The 12,438-nt window shown below is 71.3% G+C and carries 12 protein-coding genes; 9 read left to right on the forward strand and 3 right to left on the reverse strand.

All coding sequences use genetic code 11. The annotated features are described in order from the left end of the window. Positions 1–390 precede the first annotated feature (390 nt). The 4 genes from ABZ215_RS06105 to ABZ215_RS06120 are packed head-to-tail and all read left to right on the forward strand — an operon-like array spanning position 391 to position 5,145. Positions 391–2,016 carry an AMP-binding protein gene (locus ABZ215_RS06105; protein WP_354948096.1) on the forward strand — a complete coding sequence of 542 codons (1,626 nt, stop codon included), beginning with the start codon at positions 391–393 and terminating at the stop codon, positions 2,014–2,016. Beyond that, a complete protein-coding gene (locus ABZ215_RS06110; protein WP_354948098.1) occupies positions 2,013–3,452 on the forward strand; it encodes a helix-turn-helix domain-containing protein in 1,440 nt (479 codons plus the stop codon). The genes ABZ215_RS06105 and ABZ215_RS06110 overlap by 4 nt, the downstream gene beginning before the upstream one ends. Beyond that, complete coding sequence (locus tag ABZ215_RS06115) at positions 3,449–4,159, forward strand: SDR family NAD(P)-dependent oxidoreductase (RefSeq protein WP_354948100.1); 711 nt, start codon at positions 3,449–3,451, stop codon at positions 4,157–4,159. Before ABZ215_RS06110 ends, ABZ215_RS06115 begins: the two co-directional genes overlap by 4 nt. A 2-nt stretch (positions 4,160–4,161) precedes the next feature. Beyond that, positions 4,162–5,145, forward strand: a complete 984-nt coding sequence (locus ABZ215_RS06120) for an NADPH:quinone oxidoreductase family protein (RefSeq protein ID WP_354948177.1) — start codon at positions 4,162–4,164, stop codon at positions 5,143–5,145. Here the strand turns inward: ABZ215_RS06120 and ABZ215_RS06125 are convergent. Continuing rightward, entirely contained in the window at positions 5,142–5,888 is a 747-nt protein-coding gene (locus tag ABZ215_RS06125) for an SDR family oxidoreductase (protein WP_354948102.1), read from the reverse strand. The genes ABZ215_RS06120 and ABZ215_RS06125 overlap by 4 nt on opposite strands. A 124-nt stretch (positions 5,889–6,012) precedes the next feature. Here ABZ215_RS06125 and ABZ215_RS06130 point away from each other — a divergent pair, with 124 nt between their 5' ends. Beyond that, entirely contained in the window at positions 6,013–7,005 is a 993-nt protein-coding gene (locus tag ABZ215_RS06130) for a phosphotransferase family protein (RefSeq protein WP_354948104.1), read from the forward strand. On the opposite strand, the gene ABZ215_RS06135 is transcribed toward ABZ215_RS06130, so the two are convergent. After that, the gene (locus ABZ215_RS06135) at positions 6,993–7,445 is read right to left on the reverse strand and encodes a MaoC family dehydratase (RefSeq protein WP_354948106.1); all 453 of its coding nucleotides are present in this window, start codon (positions 7,443–7,445) and stop codon (positions 6,993–6,995) included. The genes ABZ215_RS06130 and ABZ215_RS06135 overlap by 13 nt on opposite strands. 148 nt (positions 7,446–7,593) lie before the next feature. Here ABZ215_RS06135 and ABZ215_RS06140 point away from each other — a divergent pair, with 148 nt between their 5' ends. Then, positions 7,594–8,832 carry an acyl-CoA dehydrogenase family protein gene (locus ABZ215_RS06140; protein WP_354948108.1) on the forward strand — a complete coding sequence of 413 codons (1,239 nt, stop codon included), beginning with the start codon at positions 7,594–7,596 and terminating at the stop codon, positions 8,830–8,832. Between the two features lie 2 nt (positions 8,833–8,834). On the opposite strand, the gene ABZ215_RS06145 is transcribed toward ABZ215_RS06140, so the two are convergent. Further along, positions 8,835–9,386: a TetR/AcrR family transcriptional regulator gene (locus tag ABZ215_RS06145; RefSeq protein WP_354948110.1), complete on the reverse strand. Its 552-nt coding sequence runs from the start codon at positions 9,384–9,386 to the stop codon at positions 8,835–8,837. A 47-nt stretch (positions 9,387–9,433) separates the two neighbouring features. Here ABZ215_RS06145 and ABZ215_RS06150 point away from each other — a divergent pair, with 47 nt between their 5' ends. The 3 genes from ABZ215_RS06150 (at position 9,434) to ABZ215_RS06160 (ending at position 12,388) form a co-directional block, all read left to right on the forward strand. Next, the gene (locus tag ABZ215_RS06150) at positions 9,434–10,555 is read left to right on the forward strand and encodes a LuxR C-terminal-related transcriptional regulator (protein WP_354948112.1); all 1,122 of its coding nucleotides are present in this window, start codon (positions 9,434–9,436) and stop codon (positions 10,553–10,555) included. Positions 10,556–10,629: 74 nt separating this feature from the next. Continuing rightward, positions 10,630–11,610: a zinc-binding dehydrogenase gene (locus ABZ215_RS06155; RefSeq protein WP_354948114.1), complete on the forward strand. Its 981-nt coding sequence runs from the start codon at positions 10,630–10,632 to the stop codon at positions 11,608–11,610. Then, entirely contained in the window at positions 11,603–12,388 is a 786-nt protein-coding gene (locus ABZ215_RS06160) for an enoyl-CoA hydratase-related protein (RefSeq protein ID WP_354948116.1), read from the forward strand. Before ABZ215_RS06155 ends, ABZ215_RS06160 begins: the two co-directional genes overlap by 8 nt. The last annotated feature ends 50 nt before the right edge of the window (positions 12,389–12,438 follow it).

The following is a 12,438-nucleotide window of genomic DNA, read 5'->3' on the forward strand; positions in this document are numbered from 1 at the left end:
ACATCCGAGGGCGTGCCGTTCGGCCGGGTCTAGGGGATCCGCCTCGTGCTCGGCGACAGTGAGCTCACCTCCGCGCCGCCGCCTGCGACCAGACGGCGCGCCCGGAGATCTCGACACCCGTTTCAGCGGGCCGATCGGGCGGGCGTCCGGCCGGACGACCTGCTGCTGCAGCTGGTGCGCGGGCGGCCCGGCTGCGGTGACCGATCTCGACGATGCGCTGCTCGGCTGCGGCCTGGCGGCCTGATCCGCTGGAGTCCGGACGGCATCCCGTCGTTCGCGCCGGCGGCGCCGTTCGCCGTGGCCTCTCGGAGTTACCCTTGCGACTTTGGTCTGATAATTCTACAGTCAGACCCAATGTAGTGACGGGGGCCACTCTACGGAGGCGAGCACATGTCAACGGTGACCGTGCAGGACCACTACGGCGAGCAGGACATCCGGGCGTTCTACGAGGCCGGGTACTGGCAGGAGGACGGGCTGTCCGCGCTGGCCGATGCCCGGGCCGCGTCGCACGGTGACAAGGTCCTCGTTTCCGACGGCACCTCGGGGCGGACCTACGCCGCCGTGCGGGACCAGTCGGCGAGGCTCGCCGAGGGCCTGCGCCGCCTGGGTGTCCGGTGTGGTGACCGCGTCGCCGTGCAGTTGCCGAACTGGACCGAGTTCGCCGTGATCGCACTGGCGGTGAGCAGGCTCGGTGCGGTGCTCGTGCCCATCATGCCGATCTACCGGGGCGCCGAGGTCGGCTACGTCCTGCGGCACGCCGGGGTCAAGGTCGCCATCACCTGCGCGGAGTTCAAGGGCTTCGGCCACCTGGACATGATCGCCGGGCTCCGCGCGGACCTGCCGGACCTGGAGTCGCTCGTCGTCGTACGCGGTGAGGGCACCGTCACCCTCGACGAGCTGCTCGACGCGCCGGACACCGGCCTGGAGTCGCCGCCCCCGGACGAGCCGTTCCTCATCGTCTACACCTCCGGCACCACATCCCGGCCCAAGGGATGCCTGCACACGGTCAACACCCTGCGCGCGAGCGCAGCCGCGATCGCCAAGAGCGTGCGCTACACCGAGGACGACGTCCAGTTCGGGCCATCCCCGGTCACGCACAGCACCGGCCTGGTGACCAGCGTCGTGCTGCCGATGCTGACCGGCGCCTCCTCGCACCTCATGGAGGCGTGGGAACCGGAGGAGGGCCTGCAGCGGATCGCGAAACACGGCTGCACCGCCGCGGTCACCGCGACACCGTTCCTGCAGATGCTCACCGCCGCCTACGACCCGGACCGCCACGACGCGAGCAGTCTGCGGCTGTGGGTGTGCGCGGGCTCGCCGATCCCCGGTTCGATCGTCCGCCGCGCGAGCGAGCAGTTCGCCGGCTGCCGGGTACTGAGTCTCTACGGCCGGTCGGAGAACTTCCTGACCACCATGTGCACGATCGACGACCCGCCGGAGCGCTCGGCGACCTCGGACGGGGCCGCGATCGCGGGCGCCTCCGTCAAGATCGTCGACGAGCTCGGCGAGGAGGTGCCGCGCGGCACCGAAGGCGACATCGCCTACCGCGGGCCGAGCCACATGCTGCAGTACTACCGCGACCCCGAACAGACCGCGGCGCTGTTCACCCCCGACGGCTACTCCCGTTCCGGCGACCTCGGCTTCATGGACCCCGACGGGTACGTCCGGGTCACCGGGCGGCTCAAGGACATCGTGATCCGCGGCGGGCTCAACATCAGCGCTCGCGAGCTGGAGGACCTGCTTGTCGACCACCCCAAGGTCGACGAGGTCGCCGTGGTCGGCATGCCCGACGAACGGCTGGGGGAACGGGTCTGCGCCTACGTCGTTCCGGTGGCCGGGCAGACGCCGACCCTGGCCGAGCTGACCGAGTATCTGCGTGGGTGCGATGTCGCGACACCGAAGCTGCCCGAGCGGCTCGAACTGCTCGACCGGTTGCCGCTCACCGCCACCGGCAAGGTCCGCAAACACGTCCTGCGCGACGACATCAAGGCCAAGCTCACCGAGCCCCGGCGGTGAGCCGCGACATCCTGCGCGCGGCGCTGGAGAACGCCGCCGTGATCGCCGGGTGCGGGCGGGCGCGGGTGGTGGGTGCCGACGATCCGGTCCCGCGTGACGCGCCATCCGTGCCGCTCGGCAGGGCGGGCGTGCTGGTTCTCGACGGTGCCGAACTCGACGAGTCCGCGCTGCGACGGCTGGCGGCGCTGGGCGAGATCGTGCGGACCGCGCTGGCCGAAAACGACGCACTCGCCGTCGAGCTGACCGCCGAGCGGCGCCTGAGCGCGCTGGCCGGCGGCCCCGGCGGACTGGCCGCGCTGGTCCACGCCTGCTCCGACCTGACCGGCAAGGTGGTGGTCCTCTACGACGCGCAGCACAGGCTGGTGGCGTCGGCGAGTCCGCACGGCGCGAGCCCGATCCGGTTGCGTTCGCTGGGCGAGATCGGCGCCCGCGACGGCATGGTCCCGGCCCGCCTCGACGGGCTCACCCACCGGCATCTCGTCGTTCCGGCTGACCGCCACGGCGAGACGTTCGGGTGGCTCGTCCTGGTCGAACACCCGTCCGCGTTCCGCGCCAACGACCGGGAGATCGCTCGCCGCGCGGCCGGGCACGTGGCCACCGAGTTCGCGGTGCAGCGTCGTGTGGCCGCGGTCGCCTGGAACGCGCGCTCGTCGCTGGCGCGCCAGCTCGTCCGCGGCTCGTCCACGGTGGACGATCTACGCAGCAGCGGCGAGTACCTCGGCGTGGACGTGGACGCCCGGCGCGTGCTCGCCTACGTCCTGGGGGAGCCCTCCGACGGCGAGCGGCTGGCCGCCGCGGTGGAGGAGATCCTCGGCGCCGAGGTGCTGGGCACGCGGGGTTCGGAGGGCGTGCTGCTGCTCGTGCAGGCGCGGGAAGGTCCGATGGTCCGCCGGGTGAAGGCCGCCGTCCGGCAGGCCGCGCACGGGTCGCTGGGGGAGCTGGCGGTGGGGGTGTCGCCGGTGTGCGAACCGCACGCACTCGCGCGCGCCTACCGGGAGGCCCGCGAGGTCGCGCATTGCGTGCACCGGTTCGTCGGCCCGGAATCGCCGCGCATCCTCGCTGTCGACGACCTCGGCCCGGCGCGGCTCTTCGTCGCCAACAGCGCGGTCGGCGCGGTGCGCGCCTACGTCGACGACGTCCTCGGCCCGCTGCTCACCGGTGAGGCGGCCGTGGCGGACCTGCTGTGCACGCTGCAGCAGTACTTCGACGCCGGTCGGAGCGTGCGGGTGTCGGCGTCGCGCCTCGGCGTGCACGAGAACACCGTGCGCCTGCGCCTGGCCCGGGTCCGGCAGGCGACCGGGTTCGACGTCGCCGCGGACCCGGGTGATCAGCTCAGCGTTCAGACCGCGCTGCTCGTGCTCCGTCTGCAGGGGCATCCGGCACTTCCCGCCTTCGACGAAGGCGGGCTCGACGAAGACGGAAGGAAGACGGCGTGACGCAGGAACGGAAGGTCAAGGCGCTGGTCACCGGCGCCGCCCGCGAGGGCGGCATCGGAGCGGCCATCGTGGAGCGGCTCGAGGCGGACGGCATGACGGTGGAGACCCTCGACTGCGAGCCGGGATGCACCTACCAGGCCGACATCGCCACCGACGACCTGCCGCCCCTGGACGACATCGACGTCTACGTCGGCAACGCCGGGCTCACCACGATGTTCGGTTCCGCGCACGGGTTTTCGCTGGAGCGGTGGAACAAGGACCTCGCGGTGAACCTCACCGGAACCTTCCGCGTGCTGCAGGCGTGCCTGCGCGGCATGCGGGAACGCGGGTTCGGGCGCATCGTGATCGTGTCCAGCACCGCCGGAACGCAGGGGCTGCCGGGGCAGGTGTCCTACAGCACCAGCAAGGCCGGGCTCCTGGGCCTGGTCAAGACGGTCGCCGCGGAGAACGTCACCACGGGGATCACCGCCAACGCCGTCCTGCCCGGGATGACCGCCAGTTCCGGTGTCCTGTCGATGCCCCAGGACATCGTGGACGCCTGGACCGAGAGCATGCCCGGTGGCCTGGTGCGGCCCGAGGACATCGCCGGGGCGGTCGCGTTCTTCGCCTCGCCCGCCGCTTCCCGCGTGACCGGGCAGATCCTGACCGTCGACGGCGGGGACAGCCTCAACACCCGGTCGGTCACCTCGACCATGGTCCGGCGGTGAGCATGCGCGCCTTCGTGATGACCGAGCTGACCGGTCCCGCCGGTGGTGCGGTGACCGACGCGCCCGAGCCCGTCGGCGCCCACCCCTGGGCGGACGGGGACCGCCTGCTGATCGACGTGCACGCGGCCGGGGTGTCGTTCCCCGACCTGCTGCAGACCCGGGGGCAGTACCAGCACGGCGCGCCGCCACCCTACGTGGCGGGCGGCGAGGTCGCCGGCGTGGTGCTGGAAGCGCCGGAGGGGTCCGGGTTCCGGCCGGGCGACCGGGTGGCGAGCCTGACCGTGTGGGGCGCGCTGGCCGAGCGGGCGCTCGGAATTCCGCGCTACACCGTCAAGTTGCCCGGCGACTTCGACTTCGTCGCGGGCGCGGCGCTGTACCTGAACTACGCGACCGCGTGGTTCTCGCTGCACCGGGTGGATTTCGTCAAGGGTGAGGACATCCTGGTGCACGGCGCGTCCGGCGGGGTCGGCACGGCGACGGTCCAACTGGTGCGGGCACTCGGCGGACGACCCATCGCGGTGGTGTCCACTCCGGACAAGGCGCGCGTCGCTCGCGAAGCCGGCGCCGAGGACGTCGTGCTCAGCGACGACGGCTGGGTCTCTCAGGTGCGCGAACTCACCGGCGGGCTCGGTGTGCCGGTGGTGATCGACCCGGTGGGCGGCGACCGGTTCACCGATTCGCTGCGCTGCCTCGACGTCGGCGGCCGGCTCGCGGTCGTGGGTTTCGCGGCGGGGGAGATCCCGACGGTGAAGGTCAACCGGCTCCTGTTGCGGGACCTGAGCGTGGTCGGTGTCGCGCTCGATCCTTACGTGGCGCGGTTTCCGGAGGTGGCGCGGAAGCTGGCGGGCGAGCTGGAACGGCTCGCGGCCAGTGGTGAGCTCCGCCCACTGGCCGGGCATGTGCTGCCGTTGAAGTCCGCCCGCGAGGCACTGGAGCTGATCGACACCCGGCGCGCGGTCGGCAAGGTGGTCGTGACGATCCGCTAGTTGATCAGGACGCCGCCGTCCACGGGGAGGCTCACGCCGGTGATGTAGGCGGCGGCGTCGCTCGCCAGGAAGACCGCTGCCGCGGCCACGTCGGCAGGGTCGCCGATGCGGCCGAGCGGGATCTTCGCGTCGATCACCTTGCGCCGGTAGTTGTCGCTGTAGTGCGCGGTCGCCTCGGACGGGAACACGCCCGGCAGCAGCGCGTTCACCCGGATCCCTCGTGATCCCCACTGCGCGGCCAGGTCACGCGTCAGGCCGAGCAATCCGGCCTTGCTCGCGCTGTAGCCGGCAGCCGGCATCTTAGCCGTGGTCAGCGCCATCACGCTGGAGATGTTGACCACCGACGATCCCGGTCCCATGACGCGCCCGCAGGCCTGCGCCATCCAATACGCGCCGTGCAGGTTCAGGTCGACCACGGACCGGAAGTGCTCGGGCGGGTCCTCCGTGGCGGGGAAGTACCGCCCACCGGTGCCGGCGTTGTTGATCAGCACGTCCACGCGCCCGAACGCGTCCATTCCGGCGGCGACCAGTCCGTCGCAGTCCTCGACCACTGTCACGTCGGTACGCACGGCCACCGCCTTGGTCGCGACCGCGGACGCGGTCTCGCGCAGGCGGTCCTCCCGGCGGGCGCCGAGGACCAGGTTCGCGCCCGCATCGGCCAGCGCGTGCGCGAAGGCGACCCCGAGACCGGAGGACGCGCCGGTGACGACGGCGACCTTGCCGTCCAGGCGGAAACGGTTCATGCCTCGCTTCTTACCCGTTGCCCGGGCCCGGTTCGAGCGCCGGCGATCCAGCCACTGTGGGAATCTCCAGCGCGAAGGCACACGCTCCTTGCCCGGCCCTCGGCGGAACCACCACAGTGAAGGAGTGCCGGAACTCGACCACGACGACGTTCTCCAGCGTGCCGGGAAACCCTGGCCGGGCGGGCGCTTGCTCGGCCTGCGCCGCTTGCCGGGCGGGGTTTCCAGCCTCACGTTCGCGTCGGTCCTGCGGCGACCGGGCCACGCCGACGTCCCGGTCGTGCTGAAGGTCGCACCGCCCGGGCTCGCCCCCGTGCGCAACCGCGACGTGCTGCGCCAGGCGCGGATCATGCGCCTGCTGGCGGACACCGCGGTGCCGGTGCCGCGGGTACTGGCCGAGGATGCCGGGATCCCGCCGTTGTTCGTGATGAGCCACGTGCCCGGCGAATCTTACGAGCCCCTGCTGGACGTGATGGACCGGCCGCCCGCGCCCGGCGTCATCGCGGCCAGGGCCCGCGCCGCCGCCGGCACGCTGGCCCGGATGCAAACCGTGCCCGTCGCCGACCGTCCCACCTCGCTGCGCGCCGAGCTGGACCGGTGGGCACGCCTGCTGGACACGGTCGACGCGGACATCGCTCCGCACCACGAGCGGCTCTACCGCGCGCTGGCCGCCCGCCTCCCGCAACCGGTGGAACCCTGCCTGCAGCACGGCGACTACCGGCTGGCCAACATGCTGTTCACCGGTGAGCGCCTGACCGCCGTCATCGACTGGGAGATCTGGTCGGTGGGCGACCCGCGGATCGACCTGGCGTGGCTGCTGATGCACACCGATCCGCCGCACCGCTTCCACGAACACCGCGACGACGCGAACGTCAAGGCCGGCAGCGGAATGCCCTCCCGCGAGGAACTGCTGGCGGAGTACCACGGCATCCGGCGCGGCACGCTGCCTGATCTGCCGTGGTTTCTGGCGTACTGCCACTACAAGACGGCCGCGACGCTGTCGGTGTTCGTCAAGCGCAACCGGCGCCGCCCCGACCCCGATCCGCAGCTCGTCGTCGCGGCGCGCGGACTGGGCGAGGTGATCGAGCGGGGACGGGCGGTGCTGGCTCAGTCGAAGTAAGCGAGGACCGACTCCGCCACGCACGCGGGCTTGTCCGAACCCTCGATCTCGAAAGTCTGGGTGAGGGTGAACCGCGTGCCGCCGGAGATCTCCCTGGCCTCGCTGAGCCGGGCGACCATGCGGACGCGGGCGCCCACTCGCACCGGGGTGAGGAACCGGACCCGGTCGAAGCCGTAGTTCAGCCCGAGCGAGTGCCCGCGCATCGTGTAGATCTCGTACAGGAACTTGGGTCCCAGCGACAACGTGTAGAGCCCGTGTGCGATGGTGCCGCCGAACCCGGCAGCCGCGCCGCGCTCGGGATCGACGTGGATGTCCTCGAAGTCGTCGGTGGCGGCGGCGAAGGCGTCGATGCGAGCCTGGGTGACCTCGTGCCAGGCGCTGGTGCCCAGTTCGGTGCCGACGAGTGCCCGCAGTTCTCCGATGCTGTTCAAGGTCCGCATGCGCCAGACACAAGCACCTCTCGCGGCGGCGGGGAATTCCCGGTGCCGCGAGTGATGGAGAAGTCCACAGTGCCGGTTCCGGCCGTGCTGGGGCGCCGCCGCGGAACTTCCTAGCGTGGGGGAAAGTCCGCCGACGAGAGGTCGTGCCATGGAGTGGTCCATCCCCGCTGACGTCGAACAGTTCGTGAAGGATCTCGACGCGTTCATCGAAGCCGAGATCCGTCCCCTGGAGGCCGCGAACCCGGAGCTGTTCGACCACCGCCGGGAGTTCACCCGCACCGACCTCGACCGCGGTGGCATCCCGACCCGGCGCTGGCGGGAGCTGATGCTCGAAGCGAGGCGGCGCGCCGACGCCGCCGGGTTCTACCGGTACCCGTTGCCGGCCGCGCTCGGCGGGCGGGACGGGACGAACCTGGCGATGGCGGTGATCCGCGAGCACCTGGCCGGTCTCGGTCCGGGATTGCACGCCGAGCTGAGCCACGAGGCGTCGGTTGTGGCGAACCTGCCGCTGGCGCTGGTTTTGCACGCCTACGGCACACCGGAGCAGAAGGAGGCCTACCTGGAACCGCTGATCCGCGGGGACCTGGAGATGGCGTTCGGGCTGACCGAGCCCGGTCACGGCAGTGACGCCACCTACCTGGAGACCACCGCCCGCCGCGACGGCGACGACTGGGTGATCACCGGCGCGAAGCGGTTCAACAGCGTGGTCGACGTGGCCGAGGTGGACCTGGTGTTCGCCCGCACGTCCGGCGAGTACGGCAAGGCTGAGGGCATCACCGCGTTCCTCGTGCCGACGAACGCACCCGGGTTCGAGATCCCGTACTACCACTGGACGTTCTCGATGCCGAGCGACCACGCGGAGGTGACGCTCGACGGCGTGCGGGTGCCGTCGTCGGCGGTGCTCGGCGAGGTGGGCCGCGGGCTGGACTGCGCGCAGCTGTTCGTGCACGAGAACCGCATCCGGCAGGCGGCCTCTTCGCTCGGGGCGGCGCAGTTCTGCATCGACGAGAGCGTGCGGTACGCGAACGAGCGGGTGGTGTTCGGCAAGCCGCTGCACGAGCACCAGGGCATCCAGTGGCAGCTGGTCGAGTTGCAGACCGATGCGGAGCTGCTGCGCAACACTCTGTACAAGACGGCGTGGTTGATGGACACCCACGGCCGGACCGGGGTGACGGACAAGGTGTCGATGGTGAACCTGCGCGGCAACCAGCTCGCCTGCCGCGCGGCGGACCGGGCGATGCAGATCCACGGCGGAGTGGGGTACACGCGGCACAAGCCGTTCGAGTTCATCTACCGGCACCACCGGCGCTACCGCATCACCGAGGGCTCGGACGAGTTGCAGTTGCGCCGGATCGCCGGGTCGATGTTCGGGTTCCGGAAGGGCTGAACTCAGCGGCGCAGCGTGGCCAGACCCTCGCTCGCGAAGCCGGCGATCAGATCGGCCAGCGCGGGGGCCTGGGCCAGCTTCGCGGGCCAGTAAGCGATCGAGAAGATCACCCCGAGGCACGCCTGGGTGCCGGCCGCTATCTCGTCCGCGCCGGCGTGCGGGAAGCACCGGGCGACCACCGCCTCCCAGCGTCCGACGTACTGGCGGCGCCGCCGGTCGAACTGGCGCTTCCACGGGTCCACCAGCGACCGGTCCTCGCGCTGGTAGATGTTCACCAGGTGCCGGTGCCCGACGGCGAACCCGACGTGGTGCCGGATCAGCCGTTCGAGGTCTTCCGCCGGGTCGTCGTGCACCGGCGCGGTGGCGCTGACCAGCTCGTCGAGCGCCTCGTTGAACAACGCCGCCAGGATCTCGTCCTTGCCCGAGAAGTGCCGGTACAGGGCCGGTCCGCTCAGCCCGGCGCGCTTGCCCAGCTCGTCGACCCCGACCCCGTGGAACCCCTTCTCGTAGAACACGGCCGCGGCCGTGTCCAGGATCTTGCGGTCCCTGTCCACGCCGCGAAATCTAGCACATTGGCGTGAACGATCGTTATTGTGAGCGGGTGCGCAAGGAAGCGGAGCTGGCCGGCCGGGGCCGGGCGTTGCTGGACGAGGCGGCCGCCCTCGCCGGGCCGATCCTCGACGCCGCGGCGCCCGCGGGCGATGATCCGGCGGCGTTCGACGGTCCGCTGGCGGTCCTCATCGGCGTGCTCCGCGACCACCTGCCGGAGGCGGACCGGCCGGCCGAGGCCGCTCTGCTGCTGGCCGACGCCTATGCGTTGCGTTCCGAGATCCGGGAGCTGCTCGGTGGCGAGAGACTGCGCCGGCGGGACGCGCTGGAGTCCGGGCTGGCCCGGCTGCGCCGGGTGTCCGATCCCGACGAGCTGCTCGCCCGCGCCTGTGAAGCGGTCGTCGAATCGTGCGGGTTCGACCGGGTGATGTTGTCGCGGGTGGAGGGCTCGCTGTGGCGGCCGTGGAAGAGCTTCGCCGTGACCAACCGGGACCCGGAACGAGCGTTCCGCGAGTGGATTCGGACGCTGCCGGAGATCCCGCTCGACACCCTGGTGCTGGAGACCGAGATGGTCCGCAGGCGCGAACCCGCGCTGGTCACCGACCCGCGCAACGACCCTCGCGTCCACGGACCACTGGTGCAGGCGTCCCGGCTGAACTCCTACGTCGCCGCCCCGCTGATGCCAACGGGCCGGGTCATCGGGTTCCTGCACGCCGACTACGAGTCCCGTCGGGTCACCACGCTGGACCGGGACATCCTCGGCGCGTTCGCCGACGCGTTCGGCCGGATCTTCGAGCGCGCCGTCTTGCTGCGCCGGCTGAGGGAGCAACGTGAGCAGGTGCGCGAGGCGATGCGGACGGTGGAAACGGTGCTGGAGGACCTCGCCGACGCGGAGATCGACCTCGCGAACCAGTCGCAGGCGGCACTGAGGCCAGCGCGGATCCCGGTGCGCTCGTCCGCGACGCTGGAGTCCCTGCTCACCAGCCGGGAGCTGGAGGTGCTGGCCCTGATGGCGACCGGGGCGACCAACAGCCGCATCGCCGACGAGCTGGTCATCGCCGACGGCACGGTGAAGTCCCACGTCAAGCGCATCCTGCGCAAGCTGTGCGTGGAAAACCGGGCCGAGGCCATCTCGCAGTACCTGCGGCTCACGATCGGGGACTCCGCCTTCTGAGTCATCCGCCGTGCCCCTTGAACCGGCGGGCCGTCCGAATTATGGTCCAATAGTTGAGCCAACGGAGGTGGCCGGTGCGGGCAGTCGTCATGCGGGAGTTCGGTGCGGCCGAGGCGCTGGCGGTCGGTGAGGTGCCCGACCCGGTCGACGAGCCGGGCTGGGTGACGGTGCGGCTCAAGGCCGCCGCGTTGAACTGGCACGACGTGCTGGTGCGGCGCGGGCAGTACGGCTCGCCCCTGCCGCACGTGCCCGGCGCCGACGGGGCGGGCATCCGCACCGACACCGGCGACGAGGTGGTGATCGTCCCGTCCCTGTGGTGGGGTGAGGACGAGTCGGCGCCGGCGCCGGGGTGGGAGATCCTCGGCGACCACCGGCCCGGCACCTACGCCGAACTGGTGCGGGTGCCCGTCGAATGCCTCGCACACCGCCCGGCCGGGTACAGCTGGGCCGAAGCCGCCGCGCTGCCGCTGGTCGGGCTGACCACCTTCCGGGCCCTGTTCAGCCGGGCGCACCTGCGAGCGGGTGAGTCGCTGCTGGTGCTGGGCGCCGGTGGTGGAGTCGCCACCACCGCCGTGACGCTGGCGTCCGGGGTGGGCGCCTCGGTGGTGGTCACGTCGTCCTCGCGGGCGAAGATCGAGCAGGCCCAGGCGCTCGGTGCGCTCGACGGTGTGCTCTACACCGAGATCGGCTGGGAGCACGCCGCGAAGAAGCTCTCGCCCGGTGGCCGGGGCTTCGACGTGGTGCTCGACTCGGTGGGCACCTGGCCCCAGGCGCTGTCGGCGTTGCGTCCCGGCGGCCGGCTGGTCGTGCTCGGAGCGTCCGCGGCCGAGCACGCGCCGATCGACGTGCGGAAGTTCTACTTCGGACAGTACAGCCTGCTGGGCACCACGATGGGCAGCCCGCGGGACTTCGCTGGGCTGCTGCGGCTGCTCGGCGAGCACTCGATCGCGCCGCCGGTGATCGATCGGACTTATCCCCTGGCCGAGGCGGCGGCCGCACACCGCTACCTGGAACAGGGCGGCGGCTTCGGAAAGGTGGTCCTGCTCCATGAGTGAAAAGTTCGTCCGTTACGAGGTCGACGAGGCCGGCGCGGCGTTCGTGACGCTCGACGATCCCGGCACCCGCAACGCGCTCAGTGACGAGCTGCTCGACGAGTTGCTGGCGGCACTGGAAAGGGCGCGGGGCGACGAGGCGGTCCGGGTGGTCGTGCTCGGCTCGTCACATGAGCGGGTGTTCTCCTCGGGCGGCAACCTCAAGGCGTTCGCCGACGATCGGCCGCCCATCGTCAAGTACGCCGGGCTGGACCGCTTCCCCCGCCTGTTCAAACTGATCGGGGCGCTGGGCAAGCCGGTGATCTGCGCGGCCGGCGGCGACGTGCTCGCCGGTGCGTTCGGCCTCGCGCTCGCGTGCGATCTGGTGCTGGCCAAGGAATCGGCGCACTTCGGGTGCCCGGAGATCAACGTGGGCGCGTTCCCGTTCATGATCTCGGCGCTGATCTACCGCAATGTCGACCGGATGAAGGCCAACGAGCTGATGATGCTGGGCGAGAAGATCACTGCGGCGCAGGCGCGGGACCTCGGCATCGTCAACCGGGTCGTCCCCGACGAGGAGTTCGACGCCACGGTCCGGGAATGGGCCCACCGGGTGGCCGCGAAGTCGCCCCTGCTGATGAAACTGGGCAAGGACGCCATCGACGCCACTCGCGATCTGAGTCTGCCCGAGGCGCTGGACCACCTGCAGGCGCAGCTCGCGCTGGCGTTCACCACCGAGGACCTGCGCGAGGGAGTCCGCGCGTTCCAGGAAAAGCGCGCTCCGGAGTGGCGCCGCCGCTGACGCCGTCGCGTTCCTTCGCGGGAATCCGGACCGTTGATTTTTTGGTCCAA

This window comes from Amycolatopsis sp. NPDC006131, assembly GCF_040614175.1.
Classification (GTDB): Bacteria; Actinomycetota; Actinomycetes; order Mycobacteriales; family Pseudonocardiaceae; genus Amycolatopsis_E; species Amycolatopsis_E tucumanensis.

Coding starts and splice junctions, on each gene's coding strand:
- ABZ215_RS06135 (WP_354948106.1), bottom strand. CDS start 7,445: ATGCGGACCTTGAACAGCATCGGAGAACTGCGGGCACTCGTCGGCACC.
- ABZ215_RS06160 (WP_354948116.1), top strand. CDS start 11,603: ATGAGTGAAAAGTTCGTCCGTTACGAGGTCGACGAGGCCGGCGCGGCG.
- ABZ215_RS06140 (WP_354948108.1), top strand. CDS start 7,594: ATGGAGTGGTCCATCCCCGCTGACGTCGAACAGTTCGTGAAGGATCTC.
- ABZ215_RS06125 (WP_354948102.1), bottom strand. CDS start 5,888: ATGAACCGTTTCCGCCTGGACGGCAAGGTCGCCGTCGTCACCGGCGCG.
- ABZ215_RS06105 (WP_354948096.1), top strand. CDS start 391: ATGTCAACGGTGACCGTGCAGGACCACTACGGCGAGCAGGACATCCGG.
- ABZ215_RS06120 (WP_354948177.1), top strand. CDS start 4,162: ATGCGCGCCTTCGTGATGACCGAGCTGACCGGTCCCGCCGGTGGTGCG.